Raw genomic sequence first — 19,396 nt, 5'->3', positions numbered from 1 at the left:
GGCGTACGCTGTAAAATTTTCCCAATGAGCTCCCCCGATCTGACCCCTGAGGACATCCAGGCCTGCCTCAAGGTCCTGAACACCATCCACGCCTACGACGAGGAGCACCCGGACTACATCTCGGTGCGCCGTGCCACCGGCAAGATGTTCAAGGCCGTTAAGCGCCACCGCAGGGTCACTAAGCGTGATTCGATCGCAGAGGCCGACCGCGCTGTCATCGCCCAGACGGCCACCGCGGCACCGGACCGGATTGATGACGAAACCCGGGGCAACAAGCTGGCGCCATCCGCCACCGGCAAAGTTGCGGGGCACCTCATCCGGTCCCGGCCCTGCTACATCTGCAAGCAGCACTACACCCAGGTGGATGCGTTCTACCACCAGCTCTGCCCCGAATGCGCGGCATTCAGCCACAGCAAGCGTGACGCCCGCACGGACCTGACGGGGCGGCGGGCACTGCTCACCGGGGGCCGGGCCAAGATCGGTATGTACATTGCGCTCCGGCTGCTGCGCGACGGCGCGCACACCACCATCACCACCCGGTTCCCCAAGGACGCCGCCCGCCGCTTCGCGGCCATGGAAGACAGCGGCGACTGGCTGCACCGGCTCCGGATTGTCGGCATCGACCTGCGCGACCCCGCGCAGGTGATGGCGCTGACGGACTCACTCAACGAAGCCGGCCCGCTGGACATCATCATCAACAACGCGGCACAGACGGTCCGGCGCTCCGGGAACGCTTACAAGCCGCTCGTGGACGCCGAGGACGAGCCGCTGCCCGCAGCACTGGAGCAGGCGAACGGCGGCCCCGAACTGCTGACCTTCGGCCACGCCCATGACAAGCACCCCCTGGCGCTTGCCGGCAGCGTCACGGAGCACCCGGTCCTGGCCGGGGACGCCATCACCTCCCTTGCCCTGTCCACCGGGTCCGCGTCCCTGGAACGGATCGCCTCGGGAACGGCGATCGATGCCGGCGGCCTGGTTCCGGACCTCGCCACCATCAACAGCTGGACCCAAGTGGTGGACGAGGTGGACCCGCTGGAGATGCTGGAGGTCCAGCTGTGCAACGTCACAGCCCCGTTCCTGCTGGTCAGCCGGCTGCGCGGGGCCATGCGGCGTTCCACCGCGCGCCGGAAGTACATCGTGAACGTCTCCGCCATGGAAGGCCAGTTTTCCCGTGCCTACAAGGGTCCGGGGCATCCGCACACCAACATGGCCAAGGCGGCCCTGAACATGATGACGCGCACCAGCGCCCAGGAAATGCTGGACACGGACGGCATCCTGATGACGGCCGTGGACACGGGCTGGATTACGGACGAACGCCCCCACTTCACCAAGGTCCGGCTCATGGAGGAAGGCTTCCACGCTCCCCTGGACCTGGTGGACGGCGCGGCCCGGGTCTATGATCCCATCGTCATGGGCGAACAGGGCGAGGACCAGTACGGGGTCTTCCTGAAGGATTACAAGCCCAGCCCCTGGTGAAGGGCGTATGCTCACGGCATGAGCAACGAGTCATCTCCGCAGGTGGAGAACCTGGAACACCACGAATGCTGGGCTTTGCTGCGGACCGTCTCCGTGGGCAGGCTGGCCGTGCTGGCGGACGGGCGCCCGGATATCTTTCCGGTCAACTACACGGTGGACGGCGGCACCCTGGTCTTCCGCACCGGCCAGGGCACCAAACTGTCCGCAGCCACCGGTGAGGACGCCGCCGTCGCCGTCGAAGCTGACGGCGTGGACCCGGACACCGGACTGGCATGGAGCGTGGTGATCAAGGGCACCGCCGCCCTGGTCAAGAGCACGGAGGACGTGCTGGAAACGTCGCGCCTGTACCTGTTCCCCTGGCAGTCCGGCCGGAAGGACGCGTTTGTCCGCATCACTCCGGACTCGATCACGGGCCGGCGCTTCAAGGTCACCGACCCCATGACCTGGTGGACCCAGATCAGCAGTTCCGCCAGGACCGCACCGGAGTAGGCCCTAGGCGAGCTGGGTGATTTCCACGCTAACGTTCAGCGCGGACCCGCCGCCTCCGGACAGGATGCCCTTCAGCGGCGACACGTCGCGGTAGTCCCGGCCCCTGGCCACGGTGACGTGGAAGTCCCCTGCCGGTTTGTGGTTGGTGGGATCCCAGCTGCGCCACTCGCCGTCCCACCACTCGAGCCAGGCGTGCGACTGCCCGGCCACGGTTTCGCCGATGCCGGCGCTGGAGCGCGGGTGCAGGTAGCCGGAGACGTAGCGCGCCGGGATACCGCAGCTCCGCAGTGCGCCGATGGCCAGGTGGGCCAGGTCCTGGCATACCCCTTGGCGCTGGGTCCACGCTTCTTCGGCGTTGGTGGTGACGGCGGTGGAGCCGGACATGTAGGTCATTTCCCCGCGCATCCATGCGAAGACCGCCATGGCTGCCTCGTGCGGGTTCTTTCCGGCCACCACGCCGGGAATGATGCCCAGGACTTCCCCGCCCGGGCCACTGAGCCGGGACTGCGGGAGCCAGTCGCTGAACGCGTCGAGCGTCTCCGGAGACCTCAGGACGTCCCAGCCCACGATGTCCGCCTCCGCGGGGATCTTCTCTGCGCGGTGCACCTCCACCGTGATGTTGGAGACCACCTCGAGGTTCTCGTGCGGCATCTGCATGTCGAAGGCCGTAACCCTGGTCCCCCAGTAATCGCGGTAGGTGCTGACAGCGGCCTGTGACGGGGACACCTTCACCACTGATTCAAGGACCACCTGCTGCGAATCTGTCAGCGGTGTCATCCGGGCCTCGTTGTAGGACAGTGTCACGCGCTTGTTGTACTTGTAGGCCGTCCTGTGGACGATGCTCAGCCGGGTCATGACAGCTCTCCCACCCAGGCAAGTTCGTCAGCCTGATTGAAGTACTTACGGGAAATGGCGTCCGAGGCCTGCGACACGGCCTTCTGCACCCGCTCCATGTGCTCGGGCAGTTCGGACATGAGGTCGTCCGTCCTGTGGAACTCCAGGAAGGTACGGGCCTGCCCCACAATGCGGCGGGCGTCGTTGATGAAGCCCACGCGCTGGGCAGAGGGGTCCAACTTGGCCAGGCACTCGTCGGCGTCCCGCAGTGCATAGACGATCGAGCGTGGAAAGAGGCGGTCCAGCAGCAGGAACTCGGCTGCGTGCTGGTCGCCGAACGCTGCGCGGCGGGTCCGGAGGAAGGACTCGTAGGCGCCGGCGCACCGCAGCATGTTCACCCAGGACATACCGGCGGAGAGCACGTCGCGGGTGGAGAGCATGCGGGCGGTCATGTCGGCACGCTCCAGGGAACGGCCCAGGACCAGGAACAGCCAGCTCTCGTCGTGGCTCACCGTGGTGTCGGCGAGCCCGCTGACCATGGCGGTGCGTTCCAGCGTCCAGTTGCAGAAGCGGTAGGTCCCCACCACGTCCTTGCGGTGCTGGCTCAGGCCGTAGTAGGTGGTGTTCAGGCTCTCCCACAGTCCGGAGGACACGGTTTCGCGGGCCCGGCGGGCATTTTCCCGGGCCGCCCCCAGGGAGCCCGCGATGGACGTGGCGCTGGTCTTGTCGTAGGCCAGCGCATGGAGGAGTTCCGGAAGGCCGAAGTCCTCGCTCTGCGGCCTGGCGCCCATGACGGCCAGGAGTTCCTGGGCCACGCTTTTGCGTTCCTCCATGGGAAGGTGGTTCAGGCGTTCCAGGTGCACGTCAAGGATGCGGGCAGTTCCATCCGCCCGCTCCACATAGCGGCCGATCCAGAACAGGGACTCGGCTATTCGGCTAAGCATTCGCGGCTACCTCCTGCGCGACCGGGACGGTGTCAAAAAAATGCACGACGGCGGCCACGTGTCCACGTGTCCGGGTCACTGCTGCTGCTCCGACTGGCGGTCACGCCAGTTGCTTTCCACAGGCCACACGGAGACCCGTTCACGGACCGTGACGGACTGGCGGGGAACGGTTTCCACCGGCATCTGGGGCGAATTGGCCAGGACCCAGGTGTCCTTGGAACCGCCGCCCTGGCTGGAGTTGACGATCAGCGACCCTTCCTTCAACGCCACCCGGGTCAGGCCGCCCGGAAGCACCCAGACGTTGTCGCCGTCGTTGACGGCAAAAGGCCGGAGGTCCACGTGGCGGGGGCCGAACTTGTCACCGCCCAGCGTGGGCACGGTGGAGAGCTGCAGCACGGGCTGGGCGATCCAGCCGCGGGGATCGGCGATGATCCGCTGCCGGAGGGCGTCCAGTTCGTCCCTGGACGCGTCGGGGCCGATGACCAGGCCTTTGCCGCCCGAACCATCCACCGGCTTGACCACCAGGTCCGCGAGGTTGTCCAGGGTGTATTCCCGGGCCTCCTTCTCCTCGAGGCGGAAGGTGTCCACGTTGGCGATGATGGGCTCCTCGCTGAGGTAGTAGCGGATCAGGTCAGGGACGTAACTGTAAACCAGTTTGTCGTCGGCAACGCCATTGCCCACGGCGTTGGCGATGGTGACGCCGCCGGCCCGGGCGGCGTTGACCAGGCCCGGGCAGCCGAGCATGGAGTCGGACCGGAACTGCAGCGGGTCGAGGAAGTCGTCATCGATCCGCTTGTAGATCACGTCCACGCGCTGCTCACCGGCGGTGGTGCGCATGTACACGCGGTTGCCGCGGCAGATCAAGTCGCGGCCTTCCACCAGCTCGACGCCCATGAGGCCGGCCAGCAGGGTGTGTTCGAAGTAGGCGCTGTTGAACACGCCGGGGGTCAGGACGACGACGGTGGGATCGTCGACGCCGGCCGGTGCGGTCTTGCGCAGGGCCGAGAGCAATCGGCGCGGGTATTCCTCGACGGGCCGGATGAGCTGCTGGCCGAAGGCCTCCGGCAGGCCCTTGGCCATGGCGCGCCGGTTCTCCAGGACGTAGCTGACGCCGGACGGTACCCGGACGTTGTCCTCCAGTACCCGGAAGGTCCCGGCGGCGTCGCGGATGACGTCGATGCCCGAGATGTGCACCCGGACCCCGCCTGCCGGCTCGAAGCCGTGGACCTGGCGGTGGAAATGGGCGCTGGTTGTCACCAGCTGGCGCGGGATCACGCCGTCGGACACCACGGTCATCTTGTCGTATACGTCGTTGAGGAAGGCCTCCAGGGCGCGCACACGCTGGGCCACGCCGCTCTCCAGCACATCCCACTCCGCCGCGGGGATGACCCGGGGGACGATATCGAGCGGGAAGGGCCGCTCCTCGCCTGCGTAGTCGAACGTCACGCCGCGGTCCAGGAACGTGCGCGCCATCGAATCGGCACGGGCGCTGACGTCCGCCAGCGACAGCTTCCGGAGTGCCTCCGCCACCTGCCCGTACGACTCCCTGGCCTGTTGCCCGGGGGCAAACATCTCGTCGTAGGCTCCGGTGCGGCCCGCGGCCTCGGAGTAATCCTGGAATAGGTCTGACATGTCCAATAGCCAACCATCTTTTTGTTTCGAATTCATTACTGCCATCCATTCTGGCGTGTTGGCGCCGATGGCCCGGTTCGTACTTTACGGGCCCCGTCGGGCACAGTAGGTGAGTGCCAGTCAGCAACAGCATCCCCGCGCCGGGCCACGGCAGTTCACGCCACGGGCCGGCATGGCTGGTGCCGGGCCTGGTGACCGCCGCGGCTGCGGTGGCGGCGGCATTCCTGGTGCACGGGCTGATGCCTGCCCTTCCCGCCATGACCGTGGCAGTGGTCCTGGGTGTCCTCGCCGCAAACCTGCCGGGAGCGGCCGGCTGGACCGCAGGCCGCGCCAGGCCGGGCCTGGACTTCGCAGGCAAGCACCTGATGCGCGGCGGGATCGTGCTTTTGGGCCTGAAGGTGGGCATCGGGGACGTCCTGGACCTTGGATGGCTGGCGTTGGTCCTGATCGTGGCCGTGGTGGCAGCAAGTTTCGGCGGCACGTACGCGATTGCGCGGCTGTTCCGGCTGACGCCGGTGACCTCGCTGCTGGTGGCTACGGGCTTCTCCATCTGCGGCGCGTCCGCGATCGGTGCGGTGGCCGCCGTCCGCCGCATCCGGCACGCGGAGACCGTCCTGCCCGTGGCGCTCGTGACCCTTTGCGGAACACTGGCCATCGGTGTCCTCCCCCTGCTGGCGCACCCCCTGGGCCTGAGCGCCGGGGTTTTCGGGGCCTGGACCGGAGCCTCGGTCCACGACGTGGGCCAGGTGGTGGCCACAGCGCAAACCGCCGGAACCGCTGCCCTGGCGATCGCCGTCGTCGTCAAGCTCACCCGCGTGCTGCTGTTGGCACCCGTCGCCGCCGTGGCGGGGGTGCACCACCGCCGGGAGGTCCGGGCCCTTGGGGCCGCGGACGGCACGTCGTCGGCGATGCCGCCGGTGGTGCCGCTGTTCGTCGTCGGGTTCGTGGCCATGGTGGGGTTGCGCTCCACGGGTTGGCTGTCCCCCGGCTGGCTCGACGCCGGCGCCATGGCGCAGGACATCCTCCTGGGCGCCGCCCTGTTCGGACTGGGCTCGGCCGTGCGAATCCGGACGCTGCTCCATACCGGAGGTCAGGCTGTCCTTGCCGCCCTGGCCGCGTGGCTCCTGATAGCCGTGCTGGGCCTCGGGGCCGCCTTCCTGATTGTGCACTGAAGCGATGAAGCAGCGCCGTGATTAGATAGCCGGGTGTCACATGAGAATCTGCAGCGCCGTGAAGCCGCCGAACGTTCAGCCCTGATCAGCACCACCAGCTACGACGTCTCCCTGGATGTGCGCCAGGCCGCCGATCCAGCCGTCCCCGGCTACACGAGCCGCAGCATCATCACCTTCACGGCCGCACCCGGTGCCAGCACCTTCCTGGACTTCATTGCCGGCAGTGTCCACAGCGTGTTCCTCAACGGCAAAAGCCTGCCCGTGGAGGACGTGGTGGACGGTGCACGCATCAGGCTGGACAACCTCCAGGCCGAAAACCAGGTCACCGTGACCGGGACGGCGCTGTACAGCCGGTCGGGCGAGGGCATGCACCGGTTCGTGGATCCCGCGGACGGGCAGTGCTACCTCTACACGCAATACGAACCGGCTGATGCCCGCCGGGTGTTCGCCAACTTTGAACAGCCGGACCTGAAGGCCACCTACACGTTCCATGTCATGGCACCCGCCGGGTGGCAGGTGGCATCCAACGGGGCCGGGGTGGGCCGCACCCTGCTGACCAGCGACCCGGCCACGGCATGCTGGGACTTCGCCACCACATTGCCCATGTCCACCTACATCACCGCCATCCTGGCCGGGCCCTACTTCAAGGCCGAGGACCGCTGGGAGGGCACGCTCGACGACGGCACCCGGCTGGACGTGCCGCTGGCCCTGTACTGCCGGGCATCCATGGCCGAATCCTTCGACACGGAAGAATTGTTCCGCCTCACCAAGCAGGGCCTGGACTTCTTCAACCGCCTCTTCGACTTCCCGTACCCCTGGGGCAAATACGATCAGGCGTTCGTCCCCGAATACAACCTTGGCGCCATGGAGAACCCCGGCCTGGTCACCTTCACGGAAAGCTACGTGTTCACCTCCCGCGCCACGGACGCGCAGTACCAGGCGCGGGCCAACACCTTGATGCACGAGATGGCCCACATGTGGTTCGGCGACCTGGTGACCATGCAGTGGTGGGACGACCTGTGGTTGAAGGAATCGTTTGCCGACTACATGGGAACGCTCGCCGTCGACCGGGCCACGGACTGGGACACGGCATGGGTCAACTTCGCCAACAAGCGCAAGGCGTGGGCCTACGTCCAGGACCAGCTGCCCACCACCCATCCCATCGTCGCGGACATTCCCGATCTGGAAGCGGCGAAACAGAACTTCGACGGCATCACCTACGCCAAGGGCGCATCCGTGCTGAAGCAGCTGGTGGCATACGTGGGCTTTGACGCCTTCATTGCCGGGTCCCGGGAGTACTTCAGGACGCACGCCTACGGGAACACCACGCTCCAGGACCTGCTGGCGGCCCTGGGCACGGCCTCGGGCCGCGACCTGTCCGGCTGGGCCCGGCAGTGGCTGCAGACCTCGGGGATTTCCACGCTGTCCGTGGACATTGCTCCGGAAGCGGGCGACGACGGCATCCTGGGGCAGGTGGCGATCGTCCAGGACGCGGTGGACCCGGTCACGGGACGGGAGGAGCTGCGCCCGCACCGCCTCCGCGTGGGTTCCTACGACTTTGACGCTTCCGGTGCGCTGGTGCGGACCGGAAGCATGGAGGCTGATGTGGTTGGCGGCCGGACCGAACTCCCCCAGCTCGCGGGGCAGCCGCGGCCGCCGCTCCTGCTGGTCAATGACGACGACCTGGCGTACGCCAAGGTCCGGCTGGACCCGGTCTCCGAGGCGACCGTCCGGCGGGCCCTGGACCGGATCTCCGACCCCATGGCGCGCGCCCTGTGCTGGACGGCGCTGTGGAACTCCGCCCGCGACGGCGAAAGCCCTGCCGCGCAGTACGTCGACGCGGTGGCCGCCTTCGCACCGGCGGAGACCGGCATCGGTGTCCTGCTGAACATCCTGGACAACGCCGCCACCGCCATTGAGCGTTACACCCCCGCAGCCGCAAGGAACACCGTGCGGTCAACCTTCATCTCTGCTGCCGCCGCCGAACTGGACCGGGCCGCCCCGGGATCGGACGCGCAGCTTGCCTGGGCCCGCACCCTTGCCGCCTTGGGCAGGCACGACAGCACCGCACTCCCCCGGCTCCGCGGCCTGCTCGACGGCACGGCGCCCGTGGCAGGCCTGGCCGTGGACGCCGACCTGCGCTGGCAGCTGTGGCATGCACTGGCCGCGCACGGGCAGGCCACTGCCGCCGAGCTCGACGCCGAACTGGCGCAGGACACCACCGCGTCGGGCCGGGCCGGTCATGCGACGGCGATGGCCACCCGGCCGGAGGCTGCCGTCAAGGCTGCAGCGTGGAGCGCGGCGGTGCACGGTAATGAGCTGTCCAACCAACTCCTCACAGCCACCATCAGCGGCTTCACCACCGCGCCGCCGGAACTGCTGGCCCCCTATGTAGAGCCATACTTCGAGTGCCTGCAGAGCGTCTGGGATGGGCGCAGCATCGAGATCGCCAGCCGGATTGTCCGCGGCCTCTATCCCGCCGCGCAGGACCTGGCGGACGGCATGCGGCCGGAAGGCCACCCTGTGGTCCGGCGGACGGATACCTGGCTGGCCGCCAACCCGGACGCACCGCACGCACTCCGCCGGATCATCGTGGAGCAGCGCAGCCACCTGCTGCGGGCGCTCACGGCGCAGGCCGCCGTCGTTCCCCACCGGCCCCCTAACCTCGCTGCGCTCGGCCAGGGAACCCTACCGGCGTGGGCCGCCCACCACTCATCGGTTGCTCCGTAACTGTCGTTTTCCCTGCCCAAAACGACAGTTACTCAGCAGTCGATGAGTCCAGGGGACCCGATAACGCATGGTTTACGGGACCCGGTATAGCCATTCGTCGGTGCCGAACTTGGCCGCCACCCGTTCCTCTGCCGCCGCCAGTTCGTGGCCGGCCAGGGTGGACGGCGTGGCGCCGTACCGTTCACTGAAAACGTCCATCATGGCCTCGATGATCGCGGTCCGGGCCAGGCCGGTTTGGCGGCGCAGTGGATCCACCCGCTTCTTGGCGCTTCGGGTGCCCTTGTCGGACAGTTTTTCCTTGCCGATCCGCAGGACCTCCACCATCTTGTCGGCGTCGATGTCATAGCTCATGGTGACATGGTGGAGCATGCCGCCGTTGGCCAGCCGCTTCTGGGCGGCACCGCCGATCTTCCCCTGGTCCGTGGCAATATCGTTCAGCGGGATATAGAAGGCATTGATGCCGAGGCGTTCCAGTGCCGCCATCACCCACGCGTCCAGGAAGGGGTAGGAATCGGCGAAGCTCAGCCCGTCCACCAGGGTCTGCGGCAGGTAAAGCGAGTACGTGATGCAGTTGCCGGCCTCCATGAACATCGCGCCACCGCCGCTGATCCGCCGGACCACGTTGATGCCGTGCCGGGCGACGCCGTGCGGGTCCACCTCGTTCTGCACGGACTGGAAGCTGCCAATGACCACGGACGGTTCCTGCCAGTCCCAGAACCGCAGGGTGGGGGTACGCTCCCCGGCGCCGACGGCCTCGGTCAGCACCTCGTCGAGGGCGACGTTGATCTGGGTGGGCAGCACGGTGGGCGCGATGATGTTCCACTCGTGGTCACCCCAGGACGTTGCCTTGGCCAGCGCGCGGCGGACTGTCACCGCCACGGCGTCGGCGGAGAAGCCGAACAGCACGGCACCGGCGGGCAGGGCGGCGGTGACGGCGGCGGCCAGGTCGGAGGCAGGCGTGGGATCAGGCAGCCCGGTCAGCGCCCGGTTAATGTCCTCCAGGGCCTCGTCCGGTTCAAGGAAAAAGTCGCCGCTGACGGACACGTCCGCCAGGGCCCCGTCCACCACCGAGAGGTCCACCACCACCAGTTTGCCGCCGGGAACCTTGTACTCCCCGTGCAGGCGCTGGCCGGTGGCGTGGTTGGCAGGAAAGGCAGATTCGGTCATACGTCCCATCCTGCCCCAGAAATCCGGGACGCCGTTAACGCGGAAAAGCCCGCACCGGGACCGGTGCGGGCTTTCTGCAACAAGCTTGGGCGAAGGGAATTACTTCTTGCCGCCGAAGCCCTTGAAGCGAGCGTTGAAGCGCTCGACGCGGCCTGCAGAGTCCATGATGCGCTGCTTGCCCGTGTAGAACGGGTGGGACTCGGAAGAGATTTCGACGTCGATGACCGGGTAGGTGTTGCCGTCTTCCCACTCGATGGTCTTGTTGGAAGACACGGTGGAGCGGGTCAGGAACTTGGTGCCGGAGGCCAGGTCGTTGAAGACAACAGCTTCGTACTTCGGGTGGGTATCAGACTTCATAATTGGACCTTTGTTCGCGCAGCTGGATTTTGCCAGTTGCCAGGTATGAATGGGATGGCTGGGTACTGATGCATCAGCCGAAGCTGAAAAAGCAGGACAACCAGCTATCCATCATAGCCGATCCGGAGGGGCCTGACGAACGGCCGCCCGGCTGCGTGCCGCGTCAGTCCCGGGCGCGCAGCTCCCAGAACGCCACCGCCGAGGCTGCCGCCACGTTGAGCGAATCCACGCCGTTGCGCATGGGGATCTTCACGGCGAGGTCGACGGCGGCGAGGGTCTCCGCGCCCATGCCCCGCCTTCGGTGCCAAGCACCAGGGCGAGCCTGTCCAGGTTGCGCGCCGCGACGGCGTCGACATCCTCCGCGTCCGGCGTGAGCTCCAGTCAGCCGAGTAGCGCTACGCCGAACTCGGCGACGACGGCCCGCAATTCCCTGAGGTAGCGCTGCGCCTGGTCGGTAAGCGGAATCGCGGCGTGACCGATCCAGCCGATCTCGATGCGTTCGTCTACATCGAGCGGGATGGCGACGATCTCCGGGTCGAGCTGCCCGCTGATGATACCCGTCGAGATCGTGTAGCCGTGGAGCCCGATCATGAGGTTGAAGATCGTCGCCCGGTCAGAGACCCGGATCTCCTGCTTGCTGGACAAGGTGGAGAGAATCTCCTCGGCGAAGTAAAAAGAGTTGTTCGCACCTTGATCGAAAGTTAGGCGCGGCAAGCCGGCGAGATCGGCGAGAGTCGCACGCTCTTTTGAGGCCAGCGGGTTATTCCGTGCAATGAAAATGTGCGGATCGGCGAGGAAAAGCGGAGTGAACGCGAGCCCGGATTCCCGGAGCAGCTTGTCGATGACCTTCCGGTTGAAATCGTTCCGGTAGAGGATGCCTATCTCGCTGCGGAGCGTCCGGACATCCTCGATGATGTCCCAGGTGCGGGACTCACGGAGCGAGAACTCGTATTCGGCCACCTCAGTGGCCTTGACCATCCGGACGAAGGCGTCCACCGCGAACGAGTAGTGCTGCGTTGACACCCCGAGCAGACGTCGCATCGGTGGCCTGCCGAGGTAGCGCTGCTCGAGGAGAGCGAACTGCTCGACGACCTGCCTCGCATAGCCGAGGAACTCTGCCCCGTCGGCGGTGAGGGTGACCCCGCGGGCGGAGCGAACCAGGAGCGCACGGCCCACCCGGGCCTCAAGGTCCTTCATCGCTGCGGACATCGTTGGCTGCGCTACGTAGAGAAGATCGGCAGCCGCGGAGATCGATCCCTCGGCTGCAACTTCTATGAAGTAGCGGAGCTGCTGCAGCGTCAGTCCGCTCGAAATCTGGGCCATAGGAAAAGTCTATATCAATGCATAGTAGCGCCTAGTTACCCGATACCCGCGGAAAGGTTGCACCATGGACTCAACCCCTTCTGGAAGGCCGTCTCCGGCCCATCGACAACGGATTGGCAACACATGGCAGACGACTTTACGTTCAGTATCACCACCACCCGCTTCGACGAGGACTACTCCCCGTCCGAAGGCTCCCGGATCACGACGAACTTCGCCAACCTGGCACGGGGCGAGCACCGCCAGGAGAACCTCCGCAACGCCTTGACCATGATCCGGCGCCGTTTCAACGATCTAGCAGACTGGGACAACCCGGACCGGGACCGCTACACGCTCGAGCTTAATATCGTCTCCGTACAGATACAGTTCACTGCGGAAGGCACGGATCAGCAGTTCCCCCTGTTCGAGGTCCTCGACATCCAGATCGTCGACCTGCTGAACGGGGTCCGCCACCAAGGAATCGTCGGGAACAACTTCTCCTCCTACGTCCGCGACTTCGACTTCAGCGTCGTACTGCCGGCGGCAGCAGGGGACTCAGGCAAGCCCACCGTCCCCGAGGACTTCGGCGACCTTCACGGCAAGCTGTTCCAGCACTTCCTCGATTCCCCCGAATGCCAGGAACGCTTCCCGCAGCCGCCAGTGGTCTGCATCAGCGTCTCCACGAGCAAAACGTACCGGCGAACCGGGAACCGTCACCCGGTCCTGGGCGTCGAGTACCAGCAGGACGAGTTCTCGCTGACGGACGCTTACTTCGCAAAGATGGGGCTGAAAGTCCGCTACTTCATGCCCCGCGGCAGCGTGGCTCCCCTCGCCTTTTATTTCCGCGGCGACCTGCTCAATGACTACTCCAACCTGCAGCTCATCGGCACGATCAGCACCATGGAGACGTTCCAGAAGATCTACCGCCCGGAGATCTACAACGCGAACTCCGCCGCCGCCGCCGTCTACCAGCCGAGCCTGGGCGAGGAGGATTACTCGCGGACCCAGATCGCTTACGACCGCGTCGAGCGCAGTCAGCTCGCGATCACGCAGGCAAAGTACACGGAGGAGCACTTCATCACGCCCCACAAGGATCTGTTGGACCGGTGGACCGCCAACTACCCCGCTCTCGTCAACTGACCCACGGAGAATCGTCAATCATGAACACACTTTTGCCCACCACCCTTGTCGGAAGCCTGCCGAAACCATCGTGGCTCGCACAGCCGGAGACTCTTTGGTCCCCGTGGAAGCTGGAGGGAGATGCGCTGCTCGAGGGCAAACAGGATGCGCTGCGCATCGCCATCCACGAGCAGAGCCTGCGCGGCATCGACATCGTCAGCGACGGCGAGCAAACCCGCCAGCACTTCGTCACGACCTTCATCGAGAATCTCAGCGGGGTCGACTTTGAACAACGCAAGACCGTGCGCATCCGCAACCGCTACGACGCGAGCGTACCGACCGTCGTCGGACCGGTGCGCCGCGAGCGGCCGGTATTCGTGGAAGACGCGAAGTTCCTCCGCGCAACCACGGACCGGCCGATCAAATGGACTCTTCCCGGTCCAATGACGATGGTGGATACGCTCTACGATGACCACTACAAGAGCCGCGAGAAGCTGGCCTGGGAGTTCGCCACCATCCTGAACCAGGAGGCGAAAGAACTGGAGGCGGCCGGCGTTGACATCATCCAGTTCGACGAGCCCGCGTTCAATGTCTTCCTCGATGAGGTCAAGGATTGGGGAGTGGCTGCGCTTGAGAGAGCGGCAGAAGGACTGCGCGCGGAGACCGCCGTGCATATCTGCTACGGCTACGGGATCAAGGCGAACAATGACTGGAAGGCGACGCTCGGCTCACAGTGGCGGCAGTATGAGGAAACGTTCCCGCTGCTGCAAAGCTCCAGCATCGACATCATCTCGCTGGAATCCCAGAACTCCCACGTGCCCATGGACCTCATCGAGCTCCTCCGCGGCAAGAAAGTCATGCTCGGGGCAATCGACGTCGCAAGCGAGACCGTCGAGACCCCGGAGGAGGTCGCCGACACCCTCCGCATGGCCCTGCAGTTCGTCGATGCGGACAAGCTCATCCCCAGCTCCAACTGCGGCATGGCACCGTTCCCCCGGGACGTCGCACTGGCCAAGCTGAGTGCTCTCAGTGCAGGGACGACCATCGTCCGCGAGGAACTCGCCCGCTCCGCCCCCAGGGTGTCATAACGGTGTTTCACGCCTACCCCACAGACACCTGGCTCGAGGCTCCGCGGCAAAGCTTCCCGTCCTCCCTCTCGGCCGATGAATTCAAAGCACTGTTCCGTGGGCACCCGGGAGGTGTCGCCGTCATCACGGCCGATGCCGGCGAAGGGCCTGTGGCGCTGACGGTATCTTCGGTCGTGTCGGTGAGTGCGGACCCTCCGTTGCTGATCTTCTCGGTCTCGGCACTGTCTTCTGCGTCCGAGGTGCTGTCGCGCGCCGAAACCGTCGTCGTGCACCTGCTGGACGCGCACGACGTCGACTTGGCCAAGTTTGGAGCGACCCCCGGCGCCGACCGCTTTGACCAGACGCACCGCTGGTCGGCCCTTGCAACCGGCGAGGCGGTGTATGACGATGTCCGCGCCTGGGTGCGCTGCGCCGTCATCAATCGCATGGAGGTGGGGACCTCCACCATCATCGCCGTTCACGCCCTGGAGTCCCGCGTGATGCGTGACGTCCAATCGGGCGAACCCGGCGACGCTCTGGTCTACCACAACCGTTCATGGCACCGTCTGGGCCAGCATTCCAAGCTTGAAGCCTGAGCGCCGCGCCAACAATGACTGCGCGTCGCCGCTACGATGGCGCCCTAGTCGCCGGCGCAGATCCCCGGAGGACTGGCAGCGCCTTAGTTGCCTGCCAGTCCATCTAAAACCACCAACAAGCATGTCCGAGGGGTGGTCATAGAGACCACCCCTCATGATGAAGGATCCCTTAAACCATGACATCAGCTGTAGCCGGCTCAGGTATCAAAACCGCCTCTACCCCACAAGAAAATGTGTCGTCTCCGGAAAAGTTCCGACTGATGCTCATGATGGCCCTCACGCTCGTTACAGGTGTGGTTGACGCGGTCGGCTACCTTGGACTCGATCACGTCTTCACCGGAAACATGACCGGCAACGTGGTGATTCTTGCGATGGCGCTGGCCGGGGCGGCGAACCTGCCAACTTTGGGCCCACTGGTAGCACTTGGCGCCTTTCTCCTCGGCGCGGCGGTTGCCGGATTTACGCTCCAGTCAAGCCCGAAAGGCTGGAACCGCAGGGTCACGCTGCTTCTCACAGCGGGTTGTATCGCGTTGACGGGAACCGCCGCCATCTCGCTCATCGTGGAAGACGTCGGCCGGCAGTCCACCGGTGTCATTGTTGCCGCCGTTATCGCCATGCACATGGGTTCCCAGGCCCTGATTGCGCGGCATTTGGGCGTACGGGACATGACCACAGTGGTCATTACTTCCACCATGACTTCCCTCGCCGGAGAGTCACTTGTGGGCAGGCAACGGCCCCGGTTACTCAACCGACGGCTGGGCGCTGTCCTCGCTATGTTCGCCGGGGCCGCTACCGGAGTACTCCTGCTCCAGATCCATTTCAGCGTCCCGATCGCCCTCGGCATCGCCATCACCGCCGCTGTGACGTTCCTGGGGAGTCGCCGCTGGCATTGATGCGCTAATCCAGCTCTTCAATTGCTCCTGCCACCGCCGGTCGGGCGGGTACGTCACGCTCAGCCGCTACCTCGTCGCATAAAACGCAACAGCCGACGAGGCAGCCACATTGAGGGAGTCGACGCCGTTCATCATCGGAATCGTCACGCGCGCGTCGAGCACCTGATCGGTCTCAGGCCTCAGCCCCTCTCCCTCCGTGCCGAAGACCAGCGCCAGGTTCGGGTGGTCCTGGGCGACCAGCTCATCGAGTGTGATGGCACCTTCGCCGAGCGACATGCCGGCCACGAAGTAGCCTGCGTCCTTGAGTACCTCAAGGTCCCCAGGCCACGACTCGATTCTGGTCCATGGCACTTGGAACACAGTCCCCATCGACACCCGGATGGAGCGCCGGTAGAGCGGGTCGGCGCACTGTGGAGAGACCAGGACAGCGTCAACGCCAATGGCTGCGGCGCTGCGGAAAATCGCCCCAACGTTTGTATGGTCGGTAAGGTTCTCCAGGACCGCGATCCTTGATCGTCCCGGCATACGGTCTCGATCAGACTCTTGTATTTTGCGACCACTGACATTGGTGTGGTCCACGATGTCCTCCAGCACGGCCACGCGGCGCGCCCCCGCGAGCAGGTCCGGCAGCGGCACCGGGGCGGGACGCTGCATCGCCGCCATGGCTCCGCGGTGCAGGTGGAACCCGCTGATTTCCTCCAGCAGTGCCGCGGAACCAATGAAGGCAGGCACATCCGGATACTCCTGGAAGACATCCTCAAGGTCCGCCACCCATTTCTCGGCGAGGAAGAAGGAACGCGGCCGGTGCCCCGCCGCCAGGGCACGGCGCAGGACCCGCGAGGACTCGGCGATGTACATGCCCTCGGCCGGTTCCCGCAGCTTGCGCAGGTGCACATCGGTAAGGGTGGTGTAGTCGCTGACGCGCGGGTCATCCGCGGATTCGAGGTAGTGGAAGGTCACCGGGTGATTATTTCAGCAGGTTGGCGATCATGACACCGAGGGCCACGATGCCCAGGCTGAAGATCACCGCGCGGAGGACGCGGGGCGAGAGCTTCCGGCCCACCTTGGAGCCCAGGATGCCGCCGATAGTGGAACTGACGGCGATCAGCAGCACCACCAGCCAGTTGATCCGGTCGAAGGCGAACAGGAGGTAGGAGATGGCCGCCACCATGTTCACGCCGAGGACCAGGATGTTCTTCATGGCATTGGCGTTCTGGATGGTGCCGGTAAGGAACACGCCCAGGATGCCGACCAGCAGAATCCCCTGCGCGGCCACGAAGTAGCCGCCGTAGACGCCGGCCAGGTAGACCAGGACCACCAGGAGGACGCCATGGCGCTTGTCCCGGACGGCGTGTTCGGGGTTGGCCTCGCGGTTGCGCACCCAGTCCTGCAGGCGCGGCTGGAACACCACCATCAGCAGGGCAAGGACGAGCAGGACCGGGGCGACATAGTGGAAGACCTTCTCCGGCAGGTGAAGCAGGAGCCAGGCCCCGGAGACGCCGCCAAGAACAGACGCCGGCAGCAGCCGCAGCACCTGCCGGCCCCGGCCGGCTAGTTCCCGGCGGTAGCCGAAGGCCCCGGCGGCGGTACCGGCCACGAGGCCCATGGCATTGCTCATGGAGGCAACCACCGGGGCCACGCCCAGCGCGATGAGCACCGGGAAGGTCACCAGGGTGCCCGAGCCGACTACCGCGTTGATGGTGCCGGCCCACAGGCCGGCGATGAACACAATGATGCTGCTGAAGAGTTCCAAGGCAGTAGCGCAGGCCTGTTCTAGCGGCGTGCGGTGGCGGTGTAGCGTCCCGCGTTTTCGGTGACCGCAAGCGGCATCCCGAAGGTGGTGCTCAGGTGCTCTTCGGTCAGCACCTCGGTAATGGGTCCAGCAGCCACCACGCCGCCGTCGCGCAGGAGCATGGCATGCGTGAAGCCCGGCGGGACTTCTTCCAGGTGGTGCGTGACCAGCACCATGGCCGGGGCTGCCTCGTCACGCGCCAGCTCGCCCAGCTTGTGGACGAGTTCCTCGCGGCCGCCCAGATCCAGCCCGGCGCCCGGTTCGTCCAGGAGCAGCAGTTCGGGGTCGGTCATCAGGGCCCGGGCGATCTGGACGCGCTTGCGCTCACCTTCGGACAGGGTTGCGAACGTCCGGTTCAGCAGCGGCCCCATGCCCCAGTCGTTCAGGAGCCGGAAGGCGCGCCGTTCGTCGTCGCGCTCGTAGCCTTCCCGCCAGCGGCCGGTGACGCCGTAGGCGGCGGTGACCACCACGTTGAGGACGTTCTCGTGCTCGGGAATCTGGGTGGCAAGGGCGGCCGAGGACAGGCCGATGCGCGGCCGGAGCTCAAAGACGTCAACACGGCCAAGGACTTCATCGAGGATGCCGGCGGTGCCGCTGCTCGGGTGGAGGCGGGCTGCCGCGATCTGGAGGAGGGTGGTTTTGCCGGCGCCGTTGGGGCCCAGGATGACCCACCGTTCGCCTTCGTTGACCTGCCAGTCAACCTTGTCCAGCAGGGTCTTCTTACCTCGGACAACGCTGACGGAGTCCAGTTCCAGAACATCACTCATAGGAGTAGACACTAGGACAAAACGGAAGATGACTGATAACCGGCGGGAAGGCGGCCAGACTGCCCCATGGCGGCGGCCGCGCAATGAATTCAGGCGGGCCCGCCACCGCTGACTAAGATTGCTGGCATGACTTCGAACGTGACTGCGGTCAGCTATGGCCTGAATGTGACCCCGACCGGGCTGGAGCAGCTGCGTTCCACCCTTGCAGCCCATGGCGCGCAGGTGCTGTCCGAGTCCGCCTCCGGCGACGACCGGTACCAGGTCCGCGTCCTTGACCTTGCCCTTCAGGACGCCACCGCGGCCGGCCTGGCCGCGCTCCGCCACGCCGTCGCGGAAGCGGCCGATCCCGGCTTTGATACCGCCCTAGTTCCGGCCGCGCTTCGGGCGGCGTCCCGGAAGCTGCTGATCATGGACGTGGACTCCACCCTGATCCAGCAGGAGGTCATCGAACTTTTGGCCGCCTATGCCGGGAAGCGCGAGGAAGTGGCCGCGGTTACTGAAGCGGCCATGCGGGGGGAACTGGATTTCGCGCAGAGCCTGCACGCCCGGGTGGCGGTGCTGGCGGGGCTGCCGGCCGACGTCGTCCACTCCGTGCGCCAGGAAGTGAAGCTCAGCGAAGGGGCCGATGAGCTGGTAGCCGCCTTCAAGGCCGCAGGGCACGCCGTGGCGGTGGTCTCCGGCGGCTTCAACCAGATCCTTGAACCGATCGCCGCGGACCTGGCCCTGGACTACTGGCAGGCCAATGAACTGGAAATCGTCGACGGCGCGCTGACGGGAAAGGTGCTGGGCGCCGTCGTGGACAGGGCTGCCAAGGAAAAGTACCTGCGGGAGTGGTCTGCCGCCGAGGGCATTGCGCTTGAGCACACCATTGCCGTGGGCGACGGCGCCAACGACCTGGACATGCTGGGCGCCGCGGGCATCGGGGTGGCGTTCAATGCCAAGCCTGCCGTCCGCGCCGTGGCCGACGCCGCGCTGAACATGCCGTACCTGGACGCGGTCCGCCACGTCGCCGGGGTCTGAGCCCGCACCGCCCCTTAACCGCGAATTGGCAGTTCGCGGCAA

General features: G+C 66.0%; 18 protein-coding genes and 1 pseudogene. 9 read left to right on the top strand and 10 right to left on the bottom strand.

Features of this window, described 5'->3' with window-relative positions; translation table 11 throughout:
* Positions 1 to 24: 24 nt before the first annotated feature.
* Complete coding sequence (locus RM50_RS18815) at positions 25 to 1,476, top strand: SDR family NAD(P)-dependent oxidoreductase (protein WP_043455892.1); 1,452 nt, start codon at positions 25 to 27, stop codon at positions 1,474 to 1,476.
* Between the two features lie 18 nt (positions 1,477 to 1,494).
* Positions 1,495 to 1,965: a pyridoxamine 5'-phosphate oxidase family protein gene (locus tag RM50_RS18810; RefSeq protein ID WP_043455891.1), complete on the top strand. Its 471-nt coding sequence runs from the start codon at positions 1,495 to 1,497 to the stop codon at positions 1,963 to 1,965.
* Positions 1,966 to 1,968: 3 nt separating this feature from the next.
* Here the strand turns inward: RM50_RS18810 and RM50_RS18805 are convergent, their stop codons facing one another.
* From RM50_RS18805 to RM50_RS18795, 3 genes are all read right to left on the bottom strand, one after another.
* Positions 1,969 to 2,820, bottom strand: coding sequence for a transglutaminase family protein (locus tag RM50_RS18805; protein WP_043455890.1), 852 nt, complete (start codon positions 2,818 to 2,820; stop codon positions 1,969 to 1,971).
* Positions 2,817 to 3,743 carry an alpha-E domain-containing protein gene (locus tag RM50_RS18800; protein WP_043455889.1) on the bottom strand — a complete coding sequence of 309 codons (927 nt, stop codon included), beginning with the start codon at positions 3,741 to 3,743 and terminating at the stop codon, positions 2,817 to 2,819. The genes RM50_RS18805 and RM50_RS18800 overlap by 4 nt, the downstream gene beginning before the upstream one ends.
* 75 nt (positions 3,744 to 3,818) lie before the next feature.
* Positions 3,819 to 5,375 carry a circularly permuted type 2 ATP-grasp protein gene (locus RM50_RS18795; protein ID WP_043455888.1) on the bottom strand — a complete coding sequence of 519 codons (1,557 nt, stop codon included), beginning with the start codon at positions 5,373 to 5,375 and terminating at the stop codon, positions 3,819 to 3,821.
* A gap of 131 nt (positions 5,376 to 5,506) precedes the next feature.
* On the opposite strand from RM50_RS18795, the gene RM50_RS18790 reads away from it, so the two are divergent.
* Together RM50_RS18790 and pepN are read left to right on the top strand one after the other, a co-directional pair.
* Complete coding sequence (locus tag RM50_RS18790) at positions 5,507 to 6,547, top strand: putative sulfate exporter family transporter (protein ID WP_052260384.1); 1,041 nt, start codon at positions 5,507 to 5,509, stop codon at positions 6,545 to 6,547.
* Positions 6,548 to 6,580: 33 nt separating this feature from the next.
* On the top strand, positions 6,581 to 9,277 hold the full coding sequence (gene pepN / locus RM50_RS18785) for an aminopeptidase N (RefSeq protein ID WP_052260377.1): 2,697 nt from the start codon (positions 6,581 to 6,583) through the stop codon (positions 9,275 to 9,277).
* Between the two features lie 72 nt (positions 9,278 to 9,349).
* Here the strand turns inward: pepN and RM50_RS18780 are convergent, their stop codons facing one another.
* From RM50_RS18780 to RM50_RS18770, 4 genes and pseudogenes are all read right to left on the bottom strand, one after another.
* Positions 9,350 to 10,453 (bottom strand): lipoate--protein ligase family protein, encoded by a 1,104-nt coding sequence (locus RM50_RS18780; protein WP_052260375.1) that lies wholly within the window; start codon positions 10,451 to 10,453, stop codon positions 9,350 to 9,352.
* A 90-nt stretch (positions 10,454 to 10,543) separates the two neighbouring features.
* Entirely contained in the window at positions 10,544 to 10,801 is a 258-nt protein-coding gene (locus RM50_RS18775) for a type B 50S ribosomal protein L31 (RefSeq protein ID WP_018771158.1), read from the bottom strand.
* A 163-nt stretch (positions 10,802 to 10,964) separates the two neighbouring features.
* Positions 10,965 to 11,182, bottom strand: a pseudogene (locus RM50_RS20510) (TrmH family RNA methyltransferase); the annotation flags it as partial.
* Positions 11,183 to 12,124 carry a LysR family transcriptional regulator gene (locus tag RM50_RS18770; RefSeq protein ID WP_043455884.1) on the bottom strand — a complete coding sequence of 314 codons (942 nt, stop codon included), beginning with the start codon at positions 12,122 to 12,124 and terminating at the stop codon, positions 11,183 to 11,185. It lies immediately after the preceding pseudogene.
* A 123-nt stretch (positions 12,125 to 12,247) separates the two neighbouring features.
* Between RM50_RS18770 and RM50_RS18765 the strand changes: the two genes are divergently transcribed.
* The 4 genes from RM50_RS18765 to RM50_RS18750 all read left to right on the top strand — a co-directional run bounded on the left by RM50_RS18765 (position 12,248) and on the right by RM50_RS18750 (position 15,775).
* Complete coding sequence (locus tag RM50_RS18765; protein WP_043455883.1) at positions 12,248 to 13,240, top strand: DUF1852 domain-containing protein; 993 nt, start codon at positions 12,248 to 12,250, stop codon at positions 13,238 to 13,240.
* Between the two features lie 20 nt (positions 13,241 to 13,260).
* Complete coding sequence (locus tag RM50_RS18760) at positions 13,261 to 14,307, top strand: methionine synthase (RefSeq protein ID WP_043455881.1); 1,047 nt, start codon at positions 13,261 to 13,263, stop codon at positions 14,305 to 14,307.
* Between the two features lie 2 nt (positions 14,308 to 14,309).
* Positions 14,310 to 14,882 carry a flavin reductase family protein gene (locus tag RM50_RS18755; RefSeq protein WP_043455880.1) on the top strand — a complete coding sequence of 191 codons (573 nt, stop codon included), beginning with the start codon at positions 14,310 to 14,312 and terminating at the stop codon, positions 14,880 to 14,882.
* A gap of 260 nt (positions 14,883 to 15,142) precedes the next feature.
* Entirely contained in the window at positions 15,143 to 15,775 is a 633-nt protein-coding gene (locus RM50_RS18750; RefSeq protein ID WP_043455878.1) for a YoaK family protein, read from the top strand.
* A gap of 66 nt (positions 15,776 to 15,841) precedes the next feature.
* Here RM50_RS18750 and RM50_RS18745 read toward each other — a convergent pair whose 3' ends face one another.
* The 3 genes from RM50_RS18745 to RM50_RS18735 are packed head-to-tail and all read right to left on the bottom strand — an operon-like array spanning position 15,842 to position 18,334.
* Positions 15,842 to 16,735, bottom strand: coding sequence for a TrmH family RNA methyltransferase (locus tag RM50_RS18745; protein ID WP_043455876.1), 894 nt, complete (start codon positions 16,733 to 16,735; stop codon positions 15,842 to 15,844).
* Between the two features lie 7 nt (positions 16,736 to 16,742).
* Positions 16,743 to 17,528: a sulfite exporter TauE/SafE family protein gene (locus RM50_RS18740; RefSeq protein WP_043455874.1), complete on the bottom strand. Its 786-nt coding sequence runs from the start codon at positions 17,526 to 17,528 to the stop codon at positions 16,743 to 16,745.
* A gap of 20 nt (positions 17,529 to 17,548) precedes the next feature.
* Positions 17,549 to 18,334, bottom strand: coding sequence for an ABC transporter ATP-binding protein (locus RM50_RS18735; protein WP_043455873.1), 786 nt, complete (start codon positions 18,332 to 18,334; stop codon positions 17,549 to 17,551).
* A 126-nt stretch (positions 18,335 to 18,460) separates the two neighbouring features.
* On the opposite strand from RM50_RS18735, the gene serB reads away from it, so the two are divergent.
* The gene (gene serB, locus RM50_RS18730) at positions 18,461 to 19,354 is read left to right on the top strand and encodes a phosphoserine phosphatase SerB (RefSeq protein ID WP_043455872.1); all 894 of its coding nucleotides are present in this window, start codon (positions 18,461 to 18,463) and stop codon (positions 19,352 to 19,354) included.
* The last annotated feature ends 42 nt before the right edge of the window (positions 19,355 to 19,396 follow it).

The organism is Pseudarthrobacter phenanthrenivorans (assembly GCF_000813845.1).
Lineage (GTDB): Bacteria > Actinomycetota > Actinomycetes > Actinomycetales > Micrococcaceae > Arthrobacter > Arthrobacter phenanthrenivorans_B.
This window is presented reverse-complemented; position numbering and strand designations above follow the sequence as displayed.

Bases quoted from the DNA above. Each gene is read 5' to 3' on its own strand.
- RM50_RS18815 (WP_043455892.1), top strand. From the start codon at position 25: ATGAGCTCCCCCGATCTGACCCCTGAGGACATCCAGGCCTGCCTCAAG.
- RM50_RS18810 (WP_043455891.1), top strand. From the start codon at position 1,495: ATGAGCAACGAGTCATCTCCGCAGGTGGAGAACCTGGAACACCACGAA.
- RM50_RS18805 (WP_043455890.1), bottom strand. From the start codon at position 2,820: ATGACCCGGCTGAGCATCGTCCACAGGACGGCCTACAAGTACAACAAG.
- RM50_RS18800 (WP_043455889.1), bottom strand. From the start codon at position 3,743: ATGCTTAGCCGAATAGCCGAGTCCCTGTTCTGGATCGGCCGCTATGTG.
- RM50_RS18795 (WP_043455888.1), bottom strand. From the start codon at position 5,375: ATGTCAGACCTATTCCAGGATTACTCCGAGGCCGCGGGCCGCACCGGA.
- RM50_RS18780 (WP_052260375.1), bottom strand. From the start codon at position 10,453: ATGGGACGTATGACCGAATCTGCCTTTCCTGCCAACCACGCCACCGGC.
- RM50_RS18775 (WP_018771158.1), bottom strand. From the start codon at position 10,801: ATGAAGTCTGATACCCACCCGAAGTACGAAGCTGTTGTCTTCAACGAC.
- RM50_RS18770 (WP_043455884.1), bottom strand. From the start codon at position 12,124: ATGGCCCAGATTTCGAGCGGACTGACGCTGCAGCAGCTCCGCTACTTC.
- RM50_RS18765 (WP_043455883.1), top strand. From the start codon at position 12,248: ATGGCAGACGACTTTACGTTCAGTATCACCACCACCCGCTTCGACGAG.
- RM50_RS18760 (WP_043455881.1), top strand. From the start codon at position 13,261: ATGAACACACTTTTGCCCACCACCCTTGTCGGAAGCCTGCCGAAACCA.
- RM50_RS18750 (WP_043455878.1), top strand. From the start codon at position 15,143: ATGCTCATGATGGCCCTCACGCTCGTTACAGGTGTGGTTGACGCGGTC.
- RM50_RS18735 (WP_043455873.1), bottom strand. From the start codon at position 18,334: ATGAGTGATGTTCTGGAACTGGACTCCGTCAGCGTTGTCCGAGGTAAG.
- serB (WP_043455872.1), top strand. From the start codon at position 18,461: ATGACTTCGAACGTGACTGCGGTCAGCTATGGCCTGAATGTGACCCCG.